Annotated in this window: 19 protein-coding genes and 1 pseudogene; 9 read left to right on the top strand and 11 right to left on the bottom strand. The window is 60.1% G+C overall.

Annotation, left to right across the window (positions count from 1 at the left end):
- The first annotated feature begins 83 nt into the window (after positions 1-83).
- Positions 84-380: a co-chaperone GroES gene (gene groES / locus KZH41_RS25270; RefSeq protein WP_094953007.1), complete on the top strand. Its 297-nt coding sequence runs from the start codon at positions 84-86 to the stop codon at positions 378-380.
- Positions 381-429: 49 nt separating this feature from the next.
- Positions 430-2,085, top strand: coding sequence for a chaperonin GroEL (gene groL / locus KZH41_RS25265; protein ID WP_242152332.1), 1,656 nt, complete (start codon positions 430-432; stop codon positions 2,083-2,085).
- Positions 2,086-2,634: 549 nt separating this feature from the next.
- On the opposite strand, the gene KZH41_RS25260 is transcribed toward groL, so the two are convergent.
- The 3 genes from KZH41_RS25260 to KZH41_RS25250 form a co-directional block, all read right to left on the bottom strand.
- Positions 2,635-3,933: a sensor histidine kinase gene (locus KZH41_RS25260; protein ID WP_263273922.1), complete on the bottom strand. Its 1,299-nt coding sequence runs from the start codon at positions 3,931-3,933 to the stop codon at positions 2,635-2,637.
- Positions 3,923-4,621 (bottom strand): response regulator transcription factor, encoded by a 699-nt coding sequence (locus KZH41_RS25255; protein ID WP_094953003.1) that lies wholly within the window; start codon positions 4,619-4,621, stop codon positions 3,923-3,925. Before KZH41_RS25255 ends, KZH41_RS25260 begins: the two co-directional genes overlap by 11 nt.
- Positions 4,622-4,698: 77 nt before the next feature.
- Positions 4,699-6,648 carry an LTA synthase family protein gene (locus KZH41_RS25250; RefSeq protein ID WP_263273921.1) on the bottom strand — a complete coding sequence of 650 codons (1,950 nt, stop codon included), beginning with the start codon at positions 6,646-6,648 and terminating at the stop codon, positions 4,699-4,701.
- 201 nt (positions 6,649-6,849) lie between these two features.
- On the opposite strand from KZH41_RS25250, the gene colR reads away from it, so the two are divergent.
- The 5 genes from colR to KZH41_RS25225 all read left to right on the top strand — a co-directional run bounded on the left by colR (position 6,850) and on the right by KZH41_RS25225 (position 10,621).
- On the top strand, positions 6,850-7,533 hold the full coding sequence (colR, locus tag KZH41_RS25245) for a two-component system response regulator ColR (protein ID WP_016975511.1): 684 nt from the start codon (positions 6,850-6,852) through the stop codon (positions 7,531-7,533).
- Positions 7,523-8,803: a sensor histidine kinase gene (locus KZH41_RS25240; RefSeq protein WP_094953001.1), complete on the top strand. Its 1,281-nt coding sequence runs from the start codon at positions 7,523-7,525 to the stop codon at positions 8,801-8,803. The genes colR and KZH41_RS25240 overlap by 11 nt, the downstream gene beginning before the upstream one ends.
- 189 nt (positions 8,804-8,992) lie before the next feature.
- Positions 8,993-9,673, top strand: a complete 681-nt coding sequence (locus KZH41_RS25235) for a class I SAM-dependent methyltransferase (protein ID WP_094953000.1) — start codon at positions 8,993-8,995, stop codon at positions 9,671-9,673.
- A gap of 4 nt (positions 9,674-9,677) precedes the next feature.
- The gene (locus tag KZH41_RS25230) at positions 9,678-10,397 is read left to right on the top strand and encodes a lipopolysaccharide kinase InaA family protein (protein ID WP_094952999.1); all 720 of its coding nucleotides are present in this window, start codon (positions 9,678-9,680) and stop codon (positions 10,395-10,397) included.
- Positions 10,394-10,621: a hypothetical protein gene (locus tag KZH41_RS25225; protein WP_053257809.1), complete on the top strand. Its 228-nt coding sequence runs from the start codon at positions 10,394-10,396 to the stop codon at positions 10,619-10,621. The genes KZH41_RS25230 and KZH41_RS25225 overlap by 4 nt, the downstream gene beginning before the upstream one ends.
- A 770-nt stretch (positions 10,622-11,391) precedes the next feature.
- Here KZH41_RS25225 and KZH41_RS25220 read toward each other — a convergent pair.
- Genes KZH41_RS25220 through KZH41_RS25210 form a run of 3 tightly spaced genes read right to left on the bottom strand, consistent with a single transcriptional unit; the run spans position 11,392 to position 15,018 of the window.
- The gene (locus KZH41_RS25220) at positions 11,392-12,492 is read right to left on the bottom strand and encodes a DUF1513 domain-containing protein (protein ID WP_094952663.1); all 1,101 of its coding nucleotides are present in this window, start codon (positions 12,490-12,492) and stop codon (positions 11,392-11,394) included.
- A 2-nt stretch (positions 12,493-12,494) separates the two neighbouring features.
- Positions 12,495-13,559 carry an imelysin family protein gene (locus KZH41_RS25215; protein WP_263273920.1) on the bottom strand — a complete coding sequence of 355 codons (1,065 nt, stop codon included), beginning with the start codon at positions 13,557-13,559 and terminating at the stop codon, positions 12,495-12,497.
- A 31-nt stretch (positions 13,560-13,590) separates the two neighbouring features.
- On the bottom strand, positions 13,591-15,018 hold the full coding sequence (locus tag KZH41_RS25210) for a di-heme oxidoredictase family protein (protein ID WP_242152317.1): 1,428 nt from the start codon (positions 15,016-15,018) through the stop codon (positions 13,591-13,593).
- A gap of 139 nt (positions 15,019-15,157) precedes the next feature.
- Between KZH41_RS25210 and KZH41_RS25205 the strand changes: the two genes are divergently transcribed.
- Positions 15,158-15,721, top strand: coding sequence for an NAD(P)H nitroreductase (locus KZH41_RS25205; RefSeq protein ID WP_094952660.1), 564 nt, complete (start codon positions 15,158-15,160; stop codon positions 15,719-15,721).
- A 74-nt stretch (positions 15,722-15,795) separates the two neighbouring features.
- On the opposite strand, the gene KZH41_RS30575 is transcribed toward KZH41_RS25205, so the two are convergent.
- The 3 genes and pseudogenes from KZH41_RS30575 to KZH41_RS25195 form a co-directional block, all read right to left on the bottom strand.
- Positions 15,796-16,551 carry a methyl-accepting chemotaxis protein gene (locus tag KZH41_RS30575; protein ID WP_371917706.1) on the bottom strand — a complete coding sequence of 252 codons (756 nt, stop codon included), beginning with the start codon at positions 16,549-16,551 and terminating at the stop codon, positions 15,796-15,798.
- Between the two features lie 102 nt (positions 16,552-16,653).
- Positions 16,654-17,793, bottom strand: a pseudogene (locus KZH41_RS30570) (HAMP domain-containing protein); the annotation flags it as partial.
- Between the two features lie 280 nt (positions 17,794-18,073).
- On the bottom strand, positions 18,074-18,475 hold the full coding sequence (locus tag KZH41_RS25195; protein WP_094952658.1) for a YbaN family protein: 402 nt from the start codon (positions 18,473-18,475) through the stop codon (positions 18,074-18,076).
- A gap of 120 nt (positions 18,476-18,595) precedes the next feature.
- Between KZH41_RS25195 and KZH41_RS25190 the strand changes: the two genes are divergently transcribed.
- On the top strand, positions 18,596-19,624 hold the full coding sequence (locus KZH41_RS25190; protein ID WP_242152133.1) for an IS110 family transposase: 1,029 nt from the start codon (positions 18,596-18,598) through the stop codon (positions 19,622-19,624).
- Positions 19,625-19,935: 311 nt separating this feature from the next.
- Here KZH41_RS25190 and KZH41_RS25185 read toward each other — a convergent pair whose 3' ends face one another.
- A complete protein-coding gene (locus KZH41_RS25185; protein WP_263273918.1) occupies positions 19,936-20,544 on the bottom strand; it encodes a biliverdin-producing heme oxygenase in 609 nt (202 codons plus the stop codon).
- A gap of 149 nt (positions 20,545-20,693) precedes the next feature.
- Positions 20,694-23,264, bottom strand: a complete 2,571-nt coding sequence (locus tag KZH41_RS25180; protein ID WP_263273917.1) for a TonB-dependent receptor — start codon at positions 23,262-23,264, stop codon at positions 20,694-20,696.
- Between the last annotated feature and the right edge of the window lie 28 nt (positions 23,265-23,292).

Here is a 23,292-nt window from a genome sequence, read left to right as displayed (position 1 = left end):
GCGAGGCGCGACCGGCACCGCCGGAATACAACCCGCCGGTACCGATACCGGCCGATGAAAAACACAATTAGGAGAGATCGACAATGAGCAAGCTTCGTCCTCTGCACGACCGCGTCGTAATCCGTCGCAGCGAAGAAGAAAAGAAAACCGCTGGCGGTATCGTTCTGCCAGGTTCGGCTGCTGAAAAAGCCAACCACGGTGTGATCATCGCTGCTGGCCCAGGCAAGGCTCTGGAAAACGGTGAAGTACGTGCGCTGGCTGTGAAAGTGGGTGACAAGGTTGTTTTCGGCCCTTACTCCGGCAGCAACACTGTGAAAGTCGACGGCGAAGACCTGCTGGTAATGAGCGAGAACGAAATTCTCGCCGTTCTGGAAGACTGATTCCCCGCTCACTTTCCCGTTACTACAAAGTATTTAAGGAATATCGATCATGGCTGCTAAAGAAGTTAAATTCGGCGATTCCGCCCGCAAAAAAATGCTCGCCGGTGTCAACGTCCTGGCTGACGCAGTAAAAGCGACCCTGGGCCCTAAAGGCCGTAACGTGATCATCGAGAAAAGCTTCGGCGCTCCGACCATCACCAAAGATGGCGTTTCCGTAGCCAAAGAAATCGAGCTGAAATGTCGCTTCGAGAACATGGGCGCGCAGCTGGTCAAAGACGTTGCCTCCCGTGCCAACGATGACGCAGGCGACGGCACCACCACCGCTACCGTTCTGGCTCAGGCAATCGTCAACGAAGGCTACAAAGCCGTCGCTGCCGGCATGAACCCGATGGACCTCAAGCGCGGCATCGACAAGGCGACCATCGCCGTTGTGGCTGAGCTGAAAAACCTGTCCAAGCCATGCGCTGACACCAAGGCTATCGCTCAGGTAGGCACCATCTCTGCCAACTCCGACAGCTCCATCGGCGACATCATTGCCGAAGCCATGGAAAAAGTCGGTAAAGAAGGCGTGATCACCGTTGAAGAAGGCACTGGCCTGGAAAACGAACTGTCGGTTGTAGAAGGCATGCAGTTCGACCGTGGCTACCTGTCCCCGTACTTCGTCAACAAGCCAGAAACCATGGTTGCCGAGCTGGACAGCCCGCTGATCCTGCTGGTCGACAAAAAAATCTCCAACATCCGCGAAATGCTGCCAGTACTGGAAGCCGTTGCCAAAGCCGGCCGCCCACTGCTGATCGTTTCCGAAGACGTTGAAGGCGAAGCCCTGGCGACGCTGGTTGTGAACAACATGCGTGGCATCGTTAAAGTTGCAGCCGTCAAGGCTCCAGGCTTCGGCGACCGTCGCAAGGCCATGCTGCAGGACATCGCTGTTCTGACCGGCGGTACCGTTATCTCCGAAGAGATCGGCCTGAGCCTGGAAAGCGCCACCCTGGAAAACCTGGGTAGCGCCAAGCGCGTGACCATCTCCAAAGAAAACACCATCATCGTTGACGGTGCTGGCGTAGAGCAGGACATCCAGGCGCGCATCACTCAGATCCGTGCCCAGGTTGCTGAAACTTCGTCCGACTACGACCGTGAAAAACTGCAAGAGCGTCTGGCCAAGCTGTCCGGCGGCGTTGCAGTGATCAAGGTTGGCGCCGGTTCCGAAGTTGAAATGAAAGAGAAGAAAGCCCGCGTTGAAGACGCCCTGCACGCAACCCGTGCAGCCGTTGAAGAAGGCGTGGTACCTGGCGGTGGCGTTGCGCTGATCCGTGCTCTGGAAGCCCTGACTAATCTGACCGGCGACAACGCTGATCAGAACGTCGGTATCGCTGTGCTGCGTCGTGCTGTTGAAGCGCCACTGCGCCAGATCGCTGCCAACTCCGGCGACGAGCCAAGCGTTGTGGTCAACGAAGTCAAGAACGGCAAAGGTAACTACGGTTACAACGCCGCAACTGGCGTCTACGGCGACATGATCGAAATGGGCATCCTGGACCCTACCAAGGTGACTCGTTCCGCATTGCAAGCAGCGGCCTCCATCGGCGGTCTGATCCTGACCACCGAAGCGGCGATTGCTGATGCACCGGCTGAAGGCGGCTCGGCTGGCGGCGGTATGCCAGACATGGGCGGCATGGGTGGCATGGGTGGCATGGGCGGCATGATGTAAGCCAGCCTTACCCGGCACCTGAAAAACCCCGCCTGCAGTGATGCAGGCGGGGTTTTTTTATGCGCCGCTGATGGTTCTTTATGCGCCGCTGATGGCTCTTTATATATCGCTGAGGGCTCAGCCGATTGAACGTCGGCGTAACAGCCTCTTGAAGGTCATGCCGCGGGCCAGGGTCAATTGGGCATTCGACACCAGTGCCAGGGGTTGCGATGCAGCAGTTTCGTAGAATGGGTGAGGGCCAGGCAGGTGCGCGAGTTTTTCAGCGGCAGTGGCTCTGGGCCTCCTCCTGCGCTCGGCTGTCACGCCCGAGCCCTGCGTGCTTGGGGTCCAGGTATTGGCACTTGGGGTTTTGTCTTGCGCCTGTTGTGATGGCTGGTTCGTGATCGACTTACCGGGTACGAGTGAGCCGGTAATGATGCACAACGACAGCATCAGTGTGAACACATGCTTTTTGGGGGGACGCATGAACGGGCTCTCCAACCTGGGATTCAGGCGGCAGAGAGTACGGGCAATGGCGGCACCTCGCTGTCACAGGCTGTAACACGCTTTCTACCGCGGGCGCAGTGGCAACAGCAGTGTCAGGCGTGCACCGCCCAACGGGCTACGGGCCGCCGACAATTCGCCGCAGTGCCACTGGGTGGCACGTTTGGCCAGCGCCAGGCCGAGGCCGAAGCCCCCGGGCGCATCGCCGCCCATGGCTAGGCGCACAAAGGGCTCGAAGATCTTTTCGCGGTTTTCCGCGAGGATGCCGGGCCCGTCGTCGTCCACATGCAACACCAGGTGATGTTGGCCATGGTAGGTGGCACTCACGCACACCTGATCGCGGGCGTAGGTGATGGCGTTGCTCAACAAGTTGCGTACGATCAGGTGCAGCAGGGCACGGTCGCCGATCAGTTCAAGGTGTGCAGGCTCGGTTTCCAGGCTCAGCCGGCGATGGTGCCCGTCGAGCAGGGCAAACTCTTGATGCAGCCAGTCACGCAGGTTGATCGGTTCATGCTGCAGGTCGGTGGGCGCGCCGGCCAGTCGCGCAAAGGCCAGGCTGGCGCGAACCAAGGCTTCGAGCTCTTCGACATCGGTAAGCAAGCGTTCCTGAAGGCGGGTGCGGGTGAGCGGGTCTTCGCTTTTGCTCAGCAGCGACAAGGCGAAGCGCATGCGCGCCAGGGGTGTGCGCAGTTCATGGGAAACCGCCTGGGAGACTTCGCGATGGCGTTCACTCATGGCGCTGATGTCCCGCGCATGTTGTTGCAACGTCAGCAGCAGCGGCGTCCATTCCTTGCTCATGGCGGGCAGCATCACGTTCGGGCTGCGCGCAAGGGTGCCCAGGCAGGTATTGAGCGTGTTCATCTCGGCGTTGCGCCGCCGGTGTAGACGTAAACCAATCCCGAGGAGTAGCAGGACCGGCAAGCCCGCGACGCAGGCGGTTATCCAGAAAACCGGAAATTTCAGCAGGTCCTTGACCTCGGCGCTCCCCCACATGGGGCCGAATCGGATCACGGTATCGTCGTCAAGCGGGAAGTAGCTGATGTCTTCGTCGCTGTTTAGCGCCGGTTGCTGATGTTCCAACATGACCATGGCTTCCGGCGGCAGCTCGACATCGTCCAGCGTGATCAGATTCACCGGGTACTGAAAGTGCGCACGCAGGATGTCCATCCGTGCTTCCCGCTGGTCGACGGGCACGCCTTTGAGCTGTTCAGCCACCAGATAACCCGGCCCGGCCATCAGGCGCAAAAAGCTGTCTTCACCAACAAATACTGAGGCATTGGTGCACAGCCATAGCAGATACAGGGTCAAGGCCGCCCAGCCCGTGCCCACTACGGCCACCATCCACGGCCGCACCTTAGCCAGCATGCTCAGCTTCCTGCGGGATTTCGACGAACAGATAACCTTGGGCCGTGATGGTCTGGATGGTCACCGGGCATTCCAGGCTCATCAGCTTTTTGCGCAAGCGCGATACGCGCATATCGATGGAGCGGTTGAGCCCGTCGTATTCCAGGCCGCGCAGGCTTTGCAGGAGTTTTTCCCGCGTCAGCAATACGCCGCAATGGCGGGCAAAAATCGCCAGCAATTCGAACTCGGCGACCGAGAACTGCAAGGGCGTGTCATTAAGCCAAGCGAAATGGCTGTTCAGGTCCAAGCGAAACGCGCCCCACTGGTAATACGCGCGAGGGGCTTGCGGGTGGCGGCGCAGTAACGAGCGGACCCTGGCCAGCAACAGCAGCGGGTCGACAGGTTTGACCACGTAGTCGTCGGCGCCGACGTTGAAACCGGTCAATTGCTCGGCGTTTTCATCCAAGGCCGTCATCATCAGGATCAGCCCGGGGTACTGGTCGCGGATCTGCCGGCACAGGGTGAAGCCGTCGATACCCGGCAACATCACATCCAGGATCAACAGCGCCGGCTGCTCGTCGCGAATGCGCTGGGCGGCACGGTCGCCGCGGTGCTCAATGGCGACGGTAAAACCTTCGGCGCGCAGAAACTCGGCAGTCAGCGCGGCCAGTGGGCGGTCATCTTCTATCAGCAGCAGGGTGTCGGACATGAAAGGGCGTCGTCGCCGGAGAATGGGCGCAAGTGTTACGCCCTTGCCCTATGGCAGGCAAGGGCTCACGTAGGCTGTCAGCGGACGCTGATGGCGGGAGCCTCATCTTTGGGCGCTTTCCAGCTCAGCAATTGCTGTTTGAAATCATAGCTGGCGGCCTGGTAGTAGGTGATTGCGCGCTGGATCAGCGGGTCATCACTGCCCACGCGCAACTCCTGGCTCTCAGCCAGGGCTTGATCGTGGCGGCGCAAGCCCAGGCGTGGGCTTAGGATCGCCAGGTCCTTGCCGTCAAACAAGCCCAGGTGTTGGTAGTTACCGACCACCACACGCGGTGGCAGCGGGTTGTCTTGCAACAGGTTGCGGCCAAAGAAGGTCGATTCGTAGCTCAGGTTGATCAGGCCCAGCAAAGTGGGCGCAAGGTCGATCTGGCTGGCCAGTTGCGCGGTTTCCCGGGCGTCGATCAGCTTGGGCGCATAGATGAACAGTGGGATCTGGTAGTTGGTGATGGGCAGGTCCTCTTTGCCTGCACTGCCGGCGGTATGGTCGGCGACGAACACGAAGATCGTGTTATCGAACCAAGGCTTCTGGCGTGCCGCCTCAAGGAACTCACCGATAGCGTGGTCGGTGTATTTCACCGCGCCGTCACGGCCGTTGCCGGATTTGATATCGATACGCCCGTCCGGGTAGGTGTAGGGGCGATGGTTGGAGGTGGTCATCAGTTGCAGCAAGAAGGGCTGCTGCTTGGCGTAATCGGCGTCGGCCAGTTTCAGGGTCTGCCGGTAGAGGTCTTCATCGGCCATGCCCCAGGCGTTTTTGAACGAGATTTCGGTTTCCGGCACGCTGCTCTGGTCTACAACCCGATAGCCGTTGCCGCTGAAAAACGCGTTCATATTGTCGAAGTAGCCGCGACCGCCGTAGACAAACACGCTGTCGTAACCGACGGCACTGAGTTGTTGGCCAAGGCTGGCAAAGCCGCTTTCACGGCCGATGCGCTTGACGATCGAACGCCCGGGCGTGGGTGGAATCGCCAGGGTGATGGCTTCCAGGCCACGGTCGGTGCGGGTGCCGGTGGCATAGAAGTTATTGAAGTACAGGCTTTGTTTGCGCAGGGCATCGAGGTTGGGCGTGAGGTTGCGCCCATCGCCATTGCTGCCCATGTATTTGGCGCTGAAGCTCTCGATGGTCACCAGCACGATGTTGGGTTTGCGCAAGGTGCCTGGGTTGGTGATTGCACGGCGAATGTCCAGCGGGTCGGTGCCGATAAAGCGCGCGTTGGGCTCGCTGAGTTCGGCGCGCAACTGCTTGGCGACCACCTCGGTGGGCAGGCTTTGGTAGAACTGTGGGTAGTCCAATTCATTGTTACGGAACGCGGCGAAAAACTGGTACGGGCCATTGCTCGCCAGCTCGTTCTTGTAGGCGTTACCGCCTTGGGCGCGCGGGCTGTCCTGGCTGATCAGTTGCAGGCTGAGGCCGGCGACCACCAACAGGCCCAAGGCATTCAGCAGGCGGCCACGCAGCGGCGGCAGCGGCGCGTTCATCGCGGCATTGAACGGCTTGCGCAGGACCACGCTCAACACAATCGCCAGCATCGCCAACAGGCTGAGCAGCTTGCCGATCGGGTAAGACTCCAGCAGGTTGTTCAACACTTCGTCGGAGTACACCAGGTAATCGACGGCGATAAAGTTGAAGCGCACGCCGAACTCATCCCAGAACAGCCATTCGGCCACCGAGGTGAACAGCATGGCGAACAGGCTGACGGTCAGCACCGCCTGCAGGAACCAGCGGTGGCCACGGCGGCGCCACAACGCGGGCGGGCACAGCAGCACATACAACCCCAGCGGCAAGGCGGCATAGGCCAAGAAACCCAGGTCATACAGCAAGCCCACGCCAAACACCGGCAGCAGGTTGCCACCGACTTCATCCAGGTGGGTGAGGAGCAGCACGCTGCGGGTCAGCAGGAAAACAACCAGCCAGGCGCCGGTTACGAGCAGCAAAAAGCGCATAGGCGCCGTTTTGAGAAACCCCATGTCTATGTTCCTTATATCAATGGCGGTGATCTTCGGCCTGACGCTGTAGTCAGTTTGTGAAGCTATAGTGAAAAACTTGTTGGCTTGTGTAATTGGTTGAAAACCTTTATCGACAGACCTTTGAGGTCTATCCCTGAGCCACCGTTGGCCTTAAGCTGCGCGAGCCAACACGGCTGGCACGAAAGAACGGAGACACTGCCCATGCGAATTCTATTGGTTGAAGACAACCGCGATATTCTGGCCAACCTGGCCGATTACCTGGGGCTGAAGGGCTACACCGTGGACTGTGCGCAGGACGGGTTATCGGGCCTGCACCTGGCCGCCACTGAGCATTACGACTTGATCGTGCTCGACATCATGCTGCCCGGCATCGATGGCTACACCTTGTGCAAACGCCTGCGTGAAGACGCCCGTCGCGATACGCCGGTGATCATGCTCACCGCCCGCGACCAATTGGATGACCGGCTGCAGGGCTTCAAGTCCGGCGCCGATGATTACCTGCTCAAACCCTTTGCCTTGTCGGAATTGGCCGCCCGCATCGAAGCCGTGCTGCGCCGTGCCCAAGGAGGTGGACGCCGTGCCCTGCAGGTGGCTGACCTGCATTACGACCTCGATACCCTGGAAGTCACTCGCGAAGGGCGGCTGCTGAAACTCAACCCTGTTGGCTTGAAGTTGCTCGCGGTGTTGATGCAGAAGAGCCCCCACGTGCTGCGTCGGGAAATTCTCGAAGAAGCCTTGTGGGGCGACGACTGCCCAGACAGCGACAGCCTGCGCAGCCACGTCCACCAATTGCGCCAAGTGATCGATAAACCCTTCGCCAAGCCGCTGCTGCAAACGGTGCACGGTGTGGGTTATCGCCTGGCCGAGGGTCGTGATGGAGTTTAAGCAAAGCCTTGCCCAGCGGATCATCATCGCCTTCGCCTTGATGAGCGCGTTGGTGGCGGGGGCGTTCGCCATGGGCATCGTTGCAACGGTACACCTGGTGGAAGAAAAGCTGATCTCGGCAGGCTTGGGTGGCGACTTGCAACGCCTGCTGCTGATGGACAGCGTTGAGGACTGGAGCCACCGCCCGGAGCCCGACCAGCTGTTTTATTTCAGCGGTGGGCGTGGGGATTTCGAGCTGCCCAAGGATTTGCGCCACCTGGAGCCGGGTTTTCATGAGGTGTTCCGCGAGTCGCTGTCGTACCACGCTATGGTCGAAGTGGTGGATGGTCGACGCTATGTCCTGCTGCAAGACCAAAGCGATTTTGAAGAGCGCGAGCGCGTGCTGTTTGCCGTGGTGCTGGTGGGCTTTGTGCTCAGCCTGGCGCTGGCGGTGTTCCTCGGTTGGGTGCTGGCGCGCAAAGTAATGGCGCCGGTGGTGCGGCTGGCCCGCCAAGTGCGTCATCGCGACCAGTTGCTGGGCTTGGCGCCGCCGCTGGCGCCGGATTATGCGGCCGATGAAGTCGGCGAGCTGGCCGTGGCTTTCGACGCCACCCTGGGCCGCTTGCGCCAGGCGTTGTCCCGCGAGCAGCTGTTTACCAGTGATGTAAGCCATGAATTGCGCACGCCGTTAATGGTACTGGCCAGCTCCTGCGAACTGCTGCTGGAGAACCCGGCGATTGATCAGCGCGGTCGCAACCAAGTGCTGCGAATCGCCCGTGCCTGTGAAGAGATGCGCGAGCTGGTGCAAACCTTCCTGATGCTGGCCCGTGCCAAGCATGATGATGCGGCCATGTCGCCGCAGGTCAACTTGACCCAGGTGGCCGAAGACTTGCTCGGGATCTGGCGGGAGCCTATCGAGCAAAAAGGTCTGGAATTGGTCTACCTGCCGGGTAATCCGCTGGATACTCGCTACAACACCACGTTCCTGCACGCGGTGATGGGCAACCTGTTGCGCAATGCCCTGCATTACACCGAACAGGGCTTTATCCGCCTGACTCTCGAGCCCAGCGGGTTTGTCGTGGAGGACTCCGGCGTCGGTATTCCCGAAGACAAACGTGAGGCGATGTTCGAGCCGTTCGTGCGCGGCAGCGAAAAGCGCGGTGAAGGCCTGGGCTTGGGCTTGTCGTTGGTGCAACGCATCTGCGAGAGCCAAGGCTGGAGCGTCAGCCTGAGCACGATGGAACCTCACGGATGCCGCTTTCATGTCGAGTTGAGCCAGGCTAAACCCTGACTTCCCACCCTGCCGCTGTCCTGCGGCAGATACCGTGCTTTTCGGCGAAGATGGCCCCATGCCACTGATTGTGTCTGTAAAGTCTTGAAATGTATGAGGCTGGACAGGACAAGTTTTTCACAACGGGTTGACCTGTTGATCACAGTTAGCTGCTTAAGGTTGTAGGCAACAGCTACTGGAGATCCGTTGATGTCTACCCCTATCAAGCTCGATTTTTCTGAAAAGTACGACGATCAGCACGCGAAGAATTATTTGCTCAAGCATCAGGACAATCTGGCTCGCCGGTTGTCCCACAAACGAGACGAGCAATTGGCGCGCGGCGCACTGGCTATGGCCGGCGAGCCAGGCCTGGTGTTGGACTTGCCTTGCGGGGCCGGGCGTTTCTGGCCGCTGCTGGCTGAAAAACCCAACCGTGTGATTATCGGGGCTGACAATTCCGAGTCGATGTTGAAGGTCGCGACCGCCGCTCAGCCGGCGGACGTGGTGAAACGGGTACGCCCCTTGCAGACATCTGCTTTTGATATCGATTTGCCGGATAACTCGGTCGACAGCATCTTCTGCATGCGCTTGATGCACCACATTGGTGAACCGGAGCACCGGCTGGCGATACTGCGGGAATTTCAGCGGGTTACCCGTGACAGCGTGATTATTTCGCTGTGGGTGGACGGCAATTTCAAGGCCTGGAAACGCAAGCGTGCCGAAGTGAAACGTCGCAGTAAAGGTGAGCAGGGAGGTTACCAAAACCGGTTCGTGTTACCGGCTGCTACTGTTGAGGCAGAGTTCGAGCAGGCCGGTTTCCGTGTTCAGGAATCCCTGGACTTCATACCGCTGTACGCCATGTGGCGAGTGTATGTATTGCGTAAGAGGTAACAGGATGGCAGTTGAGTGCATAGCAGGCAGTCATGTAGCTCCCGAAGAACGCTTTGATTATTTTTGGCGCCAACAGGGCGAGTGGGTTGAAGAACCCAACCGCCGACGCGGTGGTGAAAGCGGTGTGCAACGTGTGATGAGCCCTAATGGCCGCTTGCTCTACAGCAAACGCCAGACGGGCCACATCTACCGCAGTGTGCTGCACCCGTTCGGGCGCCCGACCGTGTTGCGCGAACGCGATGCCCTCAAGGGCTTGCGTGCATTGGATGTGCGGGTGCCGGAACTGGTGTTCTGCGAGGCGCGTCGCGATCCGCAACATCAATGGAAAGCGCTGTTGGTGACGGCGTCTCTCGATGGTTTTGACGAGATCGAAAACTGGTACGCCGCCGGTGGCCGTGAGCAGTATGGCGAGTGCGTCCACGAGCGTGTGCTCAAGGAAGTGGCGGGCACCCTGGCACGTATGCACAAGGGCCGCTGGCAGCACGGTTGCCTGTATATCAAGCACATCTTCTTACGGGTGACGGGCGAGGGCGACTCGGCCAATGTGGAAGTGGCGTTGCTGGATTTTGAGAAATGCCGTCAGCGTTTGACCGCTTATCGGGCGGCGTCCCACGACATGCAGCAACTGCGGCGCCATTCGTCGTGGAGTGACACTGACTGGAAAAAACTCAGCTACTTTTATGAAACGGCGTTTGGCAGCGCTATCAAGGGTTTAACCAGATGAAGCTAGAAATAGCACGAGGTTTGTTCCTGGTCGGGGCGTTGGGCATAGCAGCCCTCGCGCTGGCTGCGTGGGAACAGCCTCGCACACAAGTGCTCAGCGCGGTGCAAGGTAGCGGGCAATGCCTGTTGCCGCGTGTCGCCAAGGCGAGTGTGGCGGTCAAGCCTGATCATGATTTGTTGTTGTTCATGTTTGGGATGTCTCAGGGCATGAGGCCGCAGAGTTGAAACGATTCAAACCCCCGGGAAAGGGCCTTGCGATGCGAGGCCCTTTTTTTTGTGTGTGGGGGGGAGATACATATCCGTTGCTGCGGTAATCGTGGTTAACGGGGCCTGTCAGATCGAGATCAAAAGCAGAGCACGGCGGCCTAGTAGCCGACCTGAGTGGTAGAAGCAAAAGCAGGGCAGAAGCAGAGCACCACCCTATCTAGCTGATGTAATGAGATCCCAATGTGGGAGCGAGCAAGCCCGCTCCCCACAGTTTTGACCGAGTTTAACTGCCAGCACCGCAGTGCTCTGCTTTTCTGTGGGAGCTGGCTTTGCCTGCGATGGCATCAACTCGGTGTACTTGATAGACCGAGGTGTCTGCATCGCAGGCAAGCCAGCTCCCACATTAGATTGAGTTCAGTTTCAAATATCAGGTCGGCTGTCAGGCCGCCCTGGCTTCGCTTTTGATCTAACCACTCAGGTCGGCTACTAGGCCGCCGTGCTTTTGATCTTGATCTTAGGCGCCCCGTTAAACCACGCTGGCCGAACGCAGGCTTTGAGCGGGGGTAACCCGGCAGGACGCCGGGTTAGCCGCGATGGGCCAAGGATGGCCCATGGCGGCGGCCCCGCTCCAAAGCCGGAGTGAGGGCACACCGAGCCTAAGCGAGGTGCCGAGTGGTGGGGCAAGAGCCCTTTGGTTACTTTTGGGGCTCTTTTTCCAAAAGTGACCCGCTGTAAGAGCGGAACCCTACGAAGCCGTTACCGCAGCAACGGATATGCCCCCAACAACGTCAAACCAGATGCAAATGGTTATCCCAAAACCCCGAAGGCAATTCCAACGGCTTAGCGACCAACGGCGTCTGCCGGCAGTCATAAAACCGGCAACGCCCCTGGCCTGAAGTCACCACAAACCCATCCGCCACCGCACCCACCCCGGCGCAGTCGGGCAACGGCCCATCCAGGCGCAGCTCACCACTGTCCATGTCCCAGATAAAAAACCGATTCCCCCGCGGCGCCGTCAACGCCACCAACCGCAACTCACTGTGCACCGCGACACTGGCGGTGTAATGCCCCATCGCCTGCAACTGCTCATCCGCCACCGGGAACGCCACAAACGGCTGCCCCGGCCGCTTGATCGCCAGCAACTCGGAGCGCTCCTGCGACGCCCCCATAAACTGCTGCCCCGTGAGAATAGTGCCGTCGCTGGCAATCCCCATATGACGCACGCTGTTCATCTGCTGGCCCAGGGTTTCCTTGCTGATCAGGCTGCCATCGCGATGCATCAAGACAAGGCTCGGCGCCATGGCATTGAGGTTCATCTCCACCCGGCTTTCAGCCTCGGTGCGAATCCCGCCGTTGGCCACCACCAAGGTCTCACCGTCAGGCATCCACGACACTTGATGCGGGCCGATACCGTGAGTGGAAATCTCCCCCGTGTGCACCAGCCGCTCACCTTCGAACTTATACACACCCAACAACCCACGGCCCGGGTCGGACGTGTCGTTCTCGGTCGCATACAGCCAGTCGCCGCTCTTGTGGATCACCGCATGCCCATAAAAATGGCGGTTGGCATTCGAGGTGATGGTCTGCAGCAGCGCGCCATCACGCAGGTTGATCAGGTAACTCTCGGTGCCCGGGCGACGGGCGACGAACAGCGCAATCGGCAGCGTCGGGTGGTTGATGATGTCGTGGCAGCGCTGGCCGACTTGGGTGGCAAACACCTGCTTGCCGTCCAACTGGTAGCCGACGGCGTAGTGTTTTCCGTCCGCATCATCGCGCGCCGACAGCAGCAGCGGGCCTTTCAACCCCTTCTGCTTGAACAACGTCCAGCCGCCCAACGTGAGTGCGCTGAGCAGCACGCTGCCAATCGCCAAAGCCTGTCGCCTGAGCATCATCAGTCACCGTCGTTGGCGTTAAAGCCCAGTTGGATGCCCAGCGCCTTGACCAGCTCACCTTCGTGCAGGCGGTGGACCACGTTGAGGCTGTCGTAGAGGTCGTTGAGCTGCTGGCGCCCGGCATCGTCGGCCAACAATTCATTCAGCGTGCGCGGGTTGGCGGCGAACAGCTTCAGCGACGCGGCATAGGCGGCGTCGATCTTGTCGGCCAATGGCTTCTGGTCCGAAGGCAGCAGGCCACGCAGGCCTTTGTTGTCGACCCCGGCCCACACGGTCTGGGCGGCGGCTAGGCTCGCTTGCAGGCTTTGCAGGGACGACTGGCTGCGCCATGCATCGGCCTGGAACGGCTGCGCAATGCCCTTGGTCTGGCGACCCATCGGCGTGCCGAGTTTTTTCTTCAGGGTGTCCAGCGCGGTCACTTGCACACGCAGCAGATCGGCGATGGCTTCGTGGGAGTCGGCGTAGCGTTGGTTCGGAAACTTGGTCATCTGCGCGAGCATGCCGTCGGTGCTGTTCCAGCTGGCCAGGATCTCTTCGGCCAGGGCTTTCTGGCGCTCGCCAATGGCCACCAGCAGCGGGCAGTAACGGGCTTTCTGGGCTTCGTCGGCGATGTCGGTCTTGGCGTCGTAGAGGATGTATTCGTAGGCCGACAGGCCTTGTACTACGACGCTGGATTTGGCCAAGGCGGCGCTGTCGATCTGCGGCTGGGCGATGACCAGCTGTTCAACCTGTCGGCCCACCAGGTTTTTCTTGTCCGGCCAGAACTGCACTTGCCACGAGCGGTTGCCCTCGGCCAGCGGGCCGATCAGCAGCGGCTGCAACTCGGCCCAGGCTTTTTGCGCGTGGAGGAAGTCGGCGCGGGCGGTCTCCAGGCTTTCCTTGCCCTGGCAGTAGGCGAGGGCGCTGACGGCCAGTTGGCGGTCGGCTTCAACCCAGCGGCTGTAGGTCGGCAGGATCACCTGCTTGGCGATGGCCGCCGAGGTCACCGCTTGCGGGTCCTGGGGCGAGCAGGCGCCGAGGGCGAGGGCGGCAAGGCTGGTGAACAACAACTTGGGACGAAACATGTCGAGCTCCCTTCTGTAAGTGGGGCAAAGCTTATAAAGAATTCAGGAACGCCAGCAACGCGGCACGTTGCTCGGCATTAAAGGACAACACATGCTGCTGCGCCGTTTGTGCTTCACCGCCATGCCACAGCACGGCTTCGAGCAGGTTGCGGGCGCGGCCATCATGCAAAAATTGAGTGTGGCCACTGACGGTTTGCGTCAGGCCAATGCCCCACAACGGCGGGGTACGCCAGTCGCGGCCACCGGCCTTGAATTCGCTGCGGTTGTCGGCAAGGCCTGGGCCCATGTCGTGCAACAGCAGGTCGCTGTAGGGGCGAATCACTTGGTTGGCCAGTTCGGGTTCGGCGGCGTTGGCGGCCGTGGTAAACGTCGGCTTATGGCAGCCCTGGCAACCGGCTTGGTAGAACAGGTTTTTCCCGGCCAGCACCTGCGGCGTGTTGACGCCACGGCGCACCGGCACGGCCAGGTTGCGGGTGTAGAACAGCACCAGGCGCAGGATGTTATCGCTGACTTCCGGCTCGCCATCGGGGCCGTTGCCGTTGGGGGCCTGTTTGCAGGCGACTTGGGTGTCGGTGCAGTCATCAAAGGGTCTCAGGGACGTGGTGAGGCCCATATCACCAGAAAACGCGTGAACATTTTGTTGATTGAGGTTGGGTTGCCCGGCCTTCCAGCCGAAGCGCCCGAGCACGGTTTTCTGCTGGGCGTCATCCCAGACCCAATTGGCGCGGCCCACGAGGGCTTCTTTGTCGGCCGTTTTTGGGTCAGTGTTGCGCAGCACATCGGCGTCGCTGATGGCTTCGAGCAGGCCCAAGCCGATCATCGGCGGGGCGATGCGCGCTGAGAAGAGTGTCTCCGGGTGCATCGGGCCGTAGCCGAGCTGGGTGATTTGCAGGGCCGGCTTGCGCAGTTCGACCACGGTGCCGTCCTTGAACGCCACGTTAACCGGTGTGTAGTCGACCCGCACTTTGCCTTCCGGCACTACGCCCGGCACGGCCATGTCTTGCAATTGCCCGCCGTAGACCGGCTCGGGCACTACGCCGACCTGCTCGATAAGCTTGGCGAGGGCGGGTGTATCCGGGATGGAGAGGCGCACCAGCATCGACACCGCATTAGGCGCATCGGGCAGCGGCGGATGGCCACGGCCGTCCTTGATATGGCAGTTCTGGCAGGCGTTGGTATTGAATAGCGGGCCGAGGCCATCACGCGCGGTGGTGGTGGACGGCGCGATCACCCACGGGCTGCGAAAAAAGCTGTTGCCGACGCTGAAGTCCAGGCGGCGGGTGGGCGCCAGGTTCGCCGAGGGCAGGGAAAAGGCGTTCTGGTCGCGCTTGTTCACCGTCGTCGCGCCGCCGGCCCGCGCTTCACCAGGCTCTGCCTTAGTGAAGCGGGGAGCGTCATCGCAGGCAGCCAGGCTCAAAGCCATCAATGCTGCGGACAGGCGAAATAGCGAACGGAACATCAAGATTCCTGAAGCGATGGCCAAAATTAGGCCGCAAAGTCTAACAGGGCGGGGCGGATTGAATAAGAGCAATTATCGTTTGGTCGAATCCGATTCATTCCCGCTAGAATGGCTGCACATTTTTCTCTGGAGGTGGCCAATGCAGGCTCTCGACGCTTTGCTCAACCGTGTTTCCGTGCCGCGTTTGCTGGAGCCGGCACCGACCCAGGAGCAGCGCGATCTGCTATTCGCCGCCGCCATGCGTGCGCCGGACCACGGCCAGTTGCGCCCATGGCGTTTCCTTACCGTAGAAGGCGCCGCCCGCGAGCAGATGGGCACGCTGTTAGCCGAAGCCGCGCGCCTGCAGGATGCCGACGCCCCGCAAGCAGCCATCGACAAGGCGCAGAACGGCCCGTTGCGCGCGCCGCTGGTGGTGGTGGTGATTGCTCGCTTGCAAGCGCATTTCAAAGTGCCGAAATCCGAGCAACTGCTGGCGGCCGCGTGTGCGGCCCACGGTATTCTGCTGGCGGCTTACGCCCAAGGGATTGGCGCAGTGTGGCGCACGGGGGAGTTGTCCTATTCGGCCCACGTGGCTAAAGGCCTGGGGCTGACGGAGGGCGAGGAAGTGATTGGCTTCCTTTACTTGGGCACGCCGCAGAACCCGCCGCGTACTGCGCCGAAGGAAGATGTGGCGGCGTTTGTTCAGGCTTGGACTGGCCTTTAGAGCAACAGTGATCTAAATGTGGGAGCGAGCAAGCCCGCTCCCACATTTGCCCCTCATTGGTTTCAGGAGTGGCGTTACACCTTGAACTGATCCATCAGCTTCATCTGCTGGCTGGCCAAGGCGTTCAGTTGGCTGCTGATCGCCGCCGACTCGGTGGCCTGGCTGGTAAGGGTTTCGGTCACGGTGCGGATCGCCGAGACGTTGCGGTTGACCTCTTCGGCCACGGCGCTCTGTTGTTCGGCGGCGCTGGCGATTTGCAGGTTCATGTCGCTGATCACCGTCACCGCATCGCTGATCTTGCCTAGCGCTTGCACCGCTTGATGGATCTGCCCGGCATTGCTCTGGGCTTGGTGCTGGCTGGAATGCATGGTCGCCACCACGCCACGGGTGCCGCTCTGGATGCGCTCGATCACCAGGCGAATCTCTTCCACCGAATCCTGAGTGCGTTTGGCCAGGTTGCGTACCTCGTCGGCCACGACCGCAAAACCCCGTCCGCTTTCTCCGGCGCGCGCCGCTTCGATGGCGGCGTTGAGTGCCAGCAGGTTGGTCTGTTCGGCAATGCTGCGGATCACTTCCAGCACCGAGCCGATCTGTTCGCTGTTCACCGCCAGGGCTTCCACTTCGCCTACGGCCTTGCTGACTTCTTCGGCGAGGGTGGTGATGTCGCGGGTGCTTTGTTCAATGATCGCCATGCCGTCACGCGCCGACTGGTCCGCCCCGCGTGCTGCGCTGGCGGCGTTGGAGGCGCTGCTGGCTACTTCGTGGGCGGTGGCGCTCATTTCGTTGGAGGCGGTGGCGACCTGGTCGATCTCGCGGAACTGCACCTGCATGCCTTCGCTGGTCTGGCGCGCGATGGCGGACGACTGATCCGCCGTGCCACGTGCCTCGGTGATGCTTTGCTTGATCTGCGCGATGGTCGGTTGCAGCTTGTCGAGGAAGCGGTTGAACCAGTTCGCCAGCTCGCCCAATTCGTCTTTTTTGGCGTAGGTCAGGCGCTGGGTGAGGTCGCCTTCGCCGCTGGCGATGTTCTTGAGCATCGCGGCCACGGTATTGATCGGGCGGGTCACGCCGGTGGCGGTCAGCCAGATCAGCAGCAAGCCCAGCAGTGCGGCGGCGGCACCGACCAGCAAGGCTTTGAGCGTGCCGGCAGCCTGGGCTTTGTCGAGTACGCCTTGCAGTTTCAAGGTGTCGGCAAGCATCACGCTCTTGGGCAGTTTGATCACGATGCCCCAGGACTTGGCGTCGGCAATCGGCTTGACCGGGTACACGGTGCGAATCGTGTCGTCTTGCTCGCGGATCGTGCGCGTGTCGTTGGCCAACAACTGCACAATCTCCTTGCCCTCGGCACCGAGGGTGTCCATCAGGTTTTTGCCGACTCGGGCCGGGTCACCGCTGTAGGCCGCAATCAAGCCGGTGCTGGAGATAATCTCCAGGTGCGCCGCGCCGTCGAACAGTTCTTTCTGGGCGGCATCCGACGAGGCTTGCAGGGTATTGAGGGCGATATCGATACCGATCACACCGATGACTTTACCGTCGACGATCAACGGCAGGGAGATGGTGGTCATCAGCACCTGTTTGCCGGCCACTTCATCGGAATACGGGTCAAGCAGACAAACGTTGCGCGTGTCCCGTGGGCAGGTGTACCAGATGTTGTAGGGCGTACCGCTGAGGTTGGGGGTGGTCTTGGTCAGGTCGTCCTCGACCATTACCGTGTTCAGGCCATCTCCAGCGGCGCGGCTCCAGTAGCTGGAGAAGCGGCCTTTTTCGTTGGAGACGCGGGCTTTATCGTCGACAAACTCGCTGTCCTTGCCATCCAGACCGTTAGGTTCGAACGACAGCCAGATCCCCAGCACCTTGCTGTTGCGTTCGAACGCGGTTTTAAGACTTTGGTTGAGTTCCTCACGCAGGGCGCTCGGTTCCAGCGAGCGTTTGCTGGCGAGGGCGCGCAGGTCCTTGACCTGATCGGCCAGTGCTGTGACCACTGCCAGATTTTCGCCAAAAGTTTTCTGCAATTGCACTGCTTGCTCGGCGGCTTTGGCTTGCAACAGCTGTTGCACGCTTTGGGTGAGCATTCGCGAGCTTGAATCGCTGATCAGTTGATCATTTTGGCTGGTTTCGTACAGGTTGATGCTGATGATCAGCGCAATCACCCCTACCAGGCAAAGGCCAGACAGCAGCACGATTTTCAAGCGGATGGAGAGGGTGTCGAACATAGGTTCACTCGCGAATAGTCTTGTTGGTGTGCAAGCTGGGCGAGCCAATTCCATTCGGCGCTATGTCCGAAACATCGGCGCATCGAGATGTTTCATGAGGGAAAGGCGATGAGCGGTAGGTAAAAGACTACACGCCTCGCTACACGGGCGTTGCAAGCCGTTCCGGGCGTGACCAGATCCACAGGTTGCCCAGGCTCATGCCGGCAATCGCCAGGTAAATCGGCCAGCCGTGATCGAGCATCACCAGCATCAAGACGGCACACAGCAGCATGCTCACGGTGGCGCTGACTTTGGCGCGGCGCGCGATGATTTTGCCGTTGCGCCAATTGAACAGGATCGGCCCGAACAGCCGGTGGTTTTCCAGCCAAGCGCTCAGGCGCGGCGAGCTTTTGGTCGCAGCCCAGGCGGCGAGCAGAATGAATTCGGTGGTGGGCAAACCCGGTATGACAATCGCCACCAACCCAATGCCCAGGCTGACGTAGGCCAGCAGGCCGAAGAGGATCTGCGCGATTTTTGAGGTGGATTGGGTTTTGCCGGTCATGGGTAGGGTGATCACAAAAATCAGTTTGAAATGGGATTCAAATAATGAGATGGCTACCCCCGCCGCCCCCTGTGAACGCCCACTAAGCTTTCACAGGGGGATCTATCGGAGACCGCAGCCATGAGCAAAGTAGACATCACCGCCGTTGACCTTGGTAAGCACAGCTATCACGCTCACGAACAAGATGAGCGTGGCCATGTACTGCTGCGCAAAAAGTTTAATCGAGCAGGATTGCTCCAGCATTTAGCTTCCATCGAGCCTTGTACTGTTGTGATGGAAGCCTGCGGCGGCGCCCACTTCATGGCGCAACAAGTCGCCATGCTGGGACACACCCCCAAACTTATTGCTCCTCATCTCGTGCGCCCTTACGTAAAAAGCAATAAAAACGACTTCGCTGATGCCGAAGCGATTTGTGAGGCAGCTAGTCGCCCAACGATGCGTTTCGTACCAGTAAAAACCCAAGCTCAGCAAGCGTTGGCCATGCTCAACTCGGTCCGCGACTCGCTTATCAAGGAACGCACAGCCGCCGTTAATCGAATTCATGCAGGGCTTTTGGAGGTGGGTGTCAGCTTGGCACCGGGCTTTAAATCAGTCAAAGAGGTGCCCGCGTTACTCGAAACAGCCTCATTTCATGGGCTGATCAAAAAGCTGCTGCAAGGGCTGTATGACCACTACGTCTACCTGGATCGTCAGGTTAAGGTTCTCGACAAAGAAGTTGAGAGCCAAGTCGCTGAAGATGATCTGGCTTCTCGTTTGATGACAATTCCCTGCGTTGGCCCGATCACCTCCAGCGTCTTGGCTGCGGAGTTGGGCGATGGCAAGCAGTTCAAATGTGGTCGAGGCTATTCAGCCTCGATAGGACTTGTGCCAAAGCAGCATTCTACTGGCGGTAAAACCGTACTTTTGGGCATCAGCAAGCGCGGAGATCGAAACCAGCGACGCTTGTTTGTTCAATGTGCCCGTATCTACTTGATGCACTTGGATAAGCAAAAAGGGAGTTTGGCCGATTGGGTTCGCAAGCTGCTGGCAGGCCATCGGCACTCCAATTTAGTGGTCTGCGCGCTAGCCAACAAGCTGGCAAGAATCGCTTGGTCGATCGCGGCAAACCACACTGAATTTGATGCAGGGCCAAGCGCGATGAACGCTTGACCCTGCTGTCACCCAAGCACCACCCACCTGGTTTTGCGATGCTGGATAACAGATGACGTGAACGGCCAACCGGCCTGACGACAACCCTGAGCTCCCACACGGCTGAAAGGCCGTCCAAATAATTAGGGTCGTTGGGCATCAATTCTCATCGAGGCGCGGGGCCAATACCCCACTCAGACGCCGAATAGATGAAAGCAAGCCATACACGCCATCAAAGACAGTATTGCAGAAAAGGGGGTAACCATAGATGTGGGAGCGGCGGGGCGACGATTCGACTTGCCGCTCCCACATTTTTAATCGCATTCCAGCAGTCAGGCCAGTTCAGGGGCGTTAGCGTACGCCTGTTCCAGCAGCACGGTGAAGCGCACAAACGCGTCGATCGCACCTTTTTCTACTGCGGCTTCTTCTTCGGCGCTGAATACCAGGCCATCGAGGGTGCGGGTGAAGCTTTTCCAGCCTTCTGCGCGACCACCGGCCGGCTCGCCAAGGTGGCGAGCACCGAAGGTTTCGCTCAGGCCCAGGCCCACGGCGCGTTTGATCAGGAACGCAGCGCCGAGCTTGGAGCCTTCGGACACGAACAGCCAACCCAAGGCTTGCGCCTTGCTCGGGTTCTTCACAGCGCCGGCGACCGGTGCAGGCACGTCGGTGTCCAGGTCGCTCAGGTCCAGCTTGGCGGCGTCGGCGCGGCAGCGCTCAGCCAAGTCCGGGACGATCTTGATCAGCTCAGGGTCGTTGTACAGGGCCACCAGTTCCGATTGGAACAGGTACTGCGCGACCACGAAGCGGGCGAAGTTAGCTTGGGTTTCGAATGGGGCGTGAGCTTTGACCAGCGCGTCGAGCTTGGTGTGTGGCTCGTTGGTGATCTGGTTCAGGCGCTGGGAGCGTAGGCTTGGGCGTTCTGCGGTAGGGGAAGCGGTCATCGAAAAAGTCCTTGAGAAGAGTAGCGCCTGGGTGCCCTAAAGAGAGCTGTTATCAACTAGACGAACAAGAAGACGCGGCACAGTAAAAAATCCTCACCTCGCCGCTGCAATGCTGGCGAGGTAAGGGACAGCATTTGGGTGAAGTGCTGTCAGATGTCCCAGATCAGGTTGATCGCGAAGTTGCGCCCGGGCTGGGTCAGGCGGTCGAGGTTGGCCGGGCCGGTCACAGCGGCTTCGCCGACGCTGTCGTAGCTGCGCACGTCATCCCAGTTCCAGTATTTTTTGTCGGTGAGGTTGTAGAGGCCGCCGTTGAGGGTCACGTCGTTGGTGACTTTGTAATAGGCGGTCAGGTCGAAGACGCCGAAGCCTGGCGTCTTGAACGGGCCGTTGGTGTCGCCGTCGGGGGCGTGGAAGGTCGTGCTGTCGACGCGGTTCTGCTTTTTCACCAGGGTCCAGCTCAGCAGCCCACCATAGGTGTCCTGATCGTAACCCAGGCCGAACACGCCCTTGAGCGGGTTGACGCTGTTCAGCGACTCGCCGTTGTCGTCGTTACGGCCGTAGGCGTAGGAGATCGAACCTTGGGTGTACAAGCCCAGCGGTGCGCCGAATGCATCCAGGTTTAAACGGCCCTTGGCCTCTGCGCCTTTAATGGTGGCACGCTTGATATTCACGGCCTGGAACTGTTCGACAGTGCCGCCGACCACGGCGTTGTCTTCGTCGATAAAGTCGCGGTACTTGTTGTAGAACACCGCGATGTCGAAGGAACCCTCGTCGAACTTGCCGCGAATCCCGGTTTCGATGCCTTTGCTGGTTTCCGGCTTCAGGTCAGGATTAGGCTCGACGGTGTAGCCCAGGTTGAGGTTTTCAAAGCGTCCGTACAGCGCCTTGGCTGACGGGGTGCGGAAACCCTCGGCGTATTGACCGAACCAGGTGTATTGATCGGTCAGCGCGTAGGTCAGGCCGAACTTGGGCGTCACACGGTGCCAGATTTTTTCCTTGTCGCTGACCGGGTCCTTGCCGGTCGGGTTGACGGTGTTGAGGAATTCCTGGGTCAGCTTCGGCTTGAGCTGGGTGTAATCGTAGCGCACAGCAGGCAGGAAAGTCCATTTGTCCCAGCTGATCTGGTCCTGTGCGAACAGCGAGTAGGTGTTGATGGTCGGGTCCGGGAAGTCACTGGCCTTTTTTACACTGTCGCCGGCGGAGGGGCTGGGCGCGCCGATGGCCGTGCAACCCGAACCGACGGCGAGGCAGGAGGCTGAACCTTCGCGGGAGCCGGTGACTTTCTGCTGCTTGAGTGTGGTGCCGTAGGTGACGTGGTGATCGGTTTCACCGAGGCTGAAAGCCTTGTCCAGTTGGGCGTCGAAGACCCACTGTTTTTCTTCGTAAAGCGTGTCACGGGTGCGCAACACGCGACGACCGGCCTGGTAGATCTCAGCGGTGGTCTGGTCGGTCTTGGCGATCTGGTAATTGAGGCTGGTTTTGATGCGATCGGCCATCGGTGATTCGAGGGCGAAGGTGTTTTCCAGGCCGAAGCGTTCACGGGTGATGGTGTCGTTGCCCGAGCGGGCGCGGTACAGATTCATCCCCCGACCACCGATAAACGGGCCGCCCACGGCGTTTTTCAGGTTTGCGTCGCGATCATCCTTGAACTTCTCGTACGTCAGGCCCAGTCGGTTGTCATCGCCGTAATTCCAGCCCAACTTGGCGAGGATATTGGTGGTGCGCGCATCTTCCGGGTTGGCGCCGGTGCGGGCCAGGCCGGTGGCGTTGTTGCCATCGTAGGACTCCATTTCGTGGCCGTTGCGCTGGCTCAGGTGCAGCAAACCGTCGACGTCCTGCACACGGCCGGCGACGGTGCCGGAGGTCAGCCAGCTTTCATCGGCGGAGCTGTAGCCGGTTTTCAGGCGGGCGCCGACGTCCTGGCCGGGCTTGATGATGTCATCCGGGTCGAGGGTGAAGTAACTCACTGCGCCGCCGATGGCGCTGCTGCCATACAGGGCCGAGGCCGGGCCGCGCAGGATTTCCACGCGCTTGACGATTTCCGGGTCGACGTAGTTGCGGCGGGTCTTGGCGTAAGGGCCGTTGAAGAAGTTGTCCGGCACTTCCACGCCATCCACCTGGGTGAGGATGCGGTCGCCGTCGATGCCGCGAATGTTGTAGCCCGCGTTGCCGGCGCGGGTGCCGGCGCCACCGACGGACACGCCGGGTTCGTAGCGCACCAGTTCGCGAATGGTATTTACGTTCTGACGGTCCAGCTCTTCGCGGTCGTGCACGCTGACGGTGCTCGGCACACTGTTGACGTCCTGCTCGTTACGCGTGGCGCTGATGGTCACCTGTTGCAGGTTGAGCACGCTGCCGGCTGCGCGTTTTTCCAGCACGATGTTGTTATTGCCCAGTTTGCGGTAGTTCAGGTTGGTCCCCACCAACAGCCGGTCCAGGGCTTTTTCCGCTGACAGTGGGCCGCGTACGCCAGGGGACGACACACCCTGGCCCAGCTCCGCCGGCAAGCCGACTTGCCAGCCGGTCACCGCAGTAAATGCATTAAGTGCTGATACCAGCGGCTGCTGCTCGATGCTGAAGGTGTAGTTGCCGTGGCTGCGGGCGACCGGCTCGGCAGCGGTGGCGGTGGCGGCCATCACGGGCGCGCTGGCCAACAGGATCGCGGCGGTCAGCAAGGACAGGACGGGCGAAGAAGACCGGCGGTTGAAACGAGAGGACATCGAGAGCGCTCCGGAGGTACGAATCTTA

It is taken from the genome of Pseudomonas sp. YeP6b, assembly GCF_025642995.1.
Classification (GTDB): Bacteria; Pseudomonadota; Gammaproteobacteria; order Pseudomonadales; family Pseudomonadaceae; genus Aquipseudomonas.
This window is presented reverse-complemented; position numbering and strand designations above follow the sequence as displayed.

What these genes read in the sequence shown, in the direction of transcription:
- KZH41_RS25235 (WP_094953000.1), top strand. Translation starts at nt 8,993, where the DNA reads ATGTCTACCCCTATCAAGCTCGATTTTTCTGAAAAGTACGACGATCAG.
- KZH41_RS25240 (WP_094953001.1), top strand. Translation starts at nt 7,523, where the DNA reads ATGGAGTTTAAGCAAAGCCTTGCCCAGCGGATCATCATCGCCTTCGCC.
- KZH41_RS25250 (WP_263273921.1), bottom strand. Translation starts at nt 6,648, where the DNA reads ATGGGGTTTCTCAAAACGGCGCCTATGCGCTTTTTGCTGCTCGTAACC.
- KZH41_RS25180 (WP_263273917.1), bottom strand. Translation starts at nt 23,264, where the DNA reads ATGTCCTCTCGTTTCAACCGCCGGTCTTCTTCGCCCGTCCTGTCCTTG.
- KZH41_RS25220 (WP_094952663.1), bottom strand. Translation starts at nt 12,492, where the DNA reads ATGCTCAGGCGACAGGCTTTGGCGATTGGCAGCGTGCTGCTCAGCGCA.
- KZH41_RS25185 (WP_263273918.1), bottom strand. Translation starts at nt 20,544, where the DNA reads ATGACCGCTTCCCCTACCGCAGAACGCCCAAGCCTACGCTCCCAGCGC.
- KZH41_RS25210 (WP_242152317.1), bottom strand. Translation starts at nt 15,018, where the DNA reads ATGTTCCGTTCGCTATTTCGCCTGTCCGCAGCATTGATGGCTTTGAGC.
- KZH41_RS25255 (WP_094953003.1), bottom strand. Translation starts at nt 4,621, where the DNA reads ATGTCCGACACCCTGCTGCTGATAGAAGATGACCGCCCACTGGCCGCG.
- KZH41_RS25205 (WP_094952660.1), top strand. Translation starts at nt 15,158, where the DNA reads ATGCAGGCTCTCGACGCTTTGCTCAACCGTGTTTCCGTGCCGCGTTTG.
- KZH41_RS25215 (WP_263273920.1), bottom strand. Translation starts at nt 13,559, where the DNA reads ATGTTTCGTCCCAAGTTGTTGTTCACCAGCCTTGCCGCCCTCGCCCTC.
- groL (WP_242152332.1), top strand. Translation starts at nt 430, where the DNA reads ATGGCTGCTAAAGAAGTTAAATTCGGCGATTCCGCCCGCAAAAAAATG.
- groES (WP_094953007.1), top strand. Translation starts at nt 84, where the DNA reads ATGAGCAAGCTTCGTCCTCTGCACGACCGCGTCGTAATCCGTCGCAGC.
- KZH41_RS25225 (WP_053257809.1), top strand. Translation starts at nt 10,394, where the DNA reads ATGAAGCTAGAAATAGCACGAGGTTTGTTCCTGGTCGGGGCGTTGGGC.
- colR (WP_016975511.1), top strand. Translation starts at nt 6,850, where the DNA reads ATGCGAATTCTATTGGTTGAAGACAACCGCGATATTCTGGCCAACCTG.
- KZH41_RS25190 (WP_242152133.1), top strand. Translation starts at nt 18,596, where the DNA reads ATGAGCAAAGTAGACATCACCGCCGTTGACCTTGGTAAGCACAGCTAT.
- KZH41_RS30575 (WP_371917706.1), bottom strand. Translation starts at nt 16,551, where the DNA reads ATGCAGGTGCAGTTCCGCGAGATCGACCAGGTCGCCACCGCCTCCAAC.
- KZH41_RS25230 (WP_094952999.1), top strand. Translation starts at nt 9,678, where the DNA reads ATGGCAGTTGAGTGCATAGCAGGCAGTCATGTAGCTCCCGAAGAACGC.
- KZH41_RS25195 (WP_094952658.1), bottom strand. Translation starts at nt 18,475, where the DNA reads ATGACCGGCAAAACCCAATCCACCTCAAAAATCGCGCAGATCCTCTTC.
- KZH41_RS25260 (WP_263273922.1), bottom strand. Translation starts at nt 3,933, where the DNA reads ATGCTGGCTAAGGTGCGGCCGTGGATGGTGGCCGTAGTGGGCACGGGC.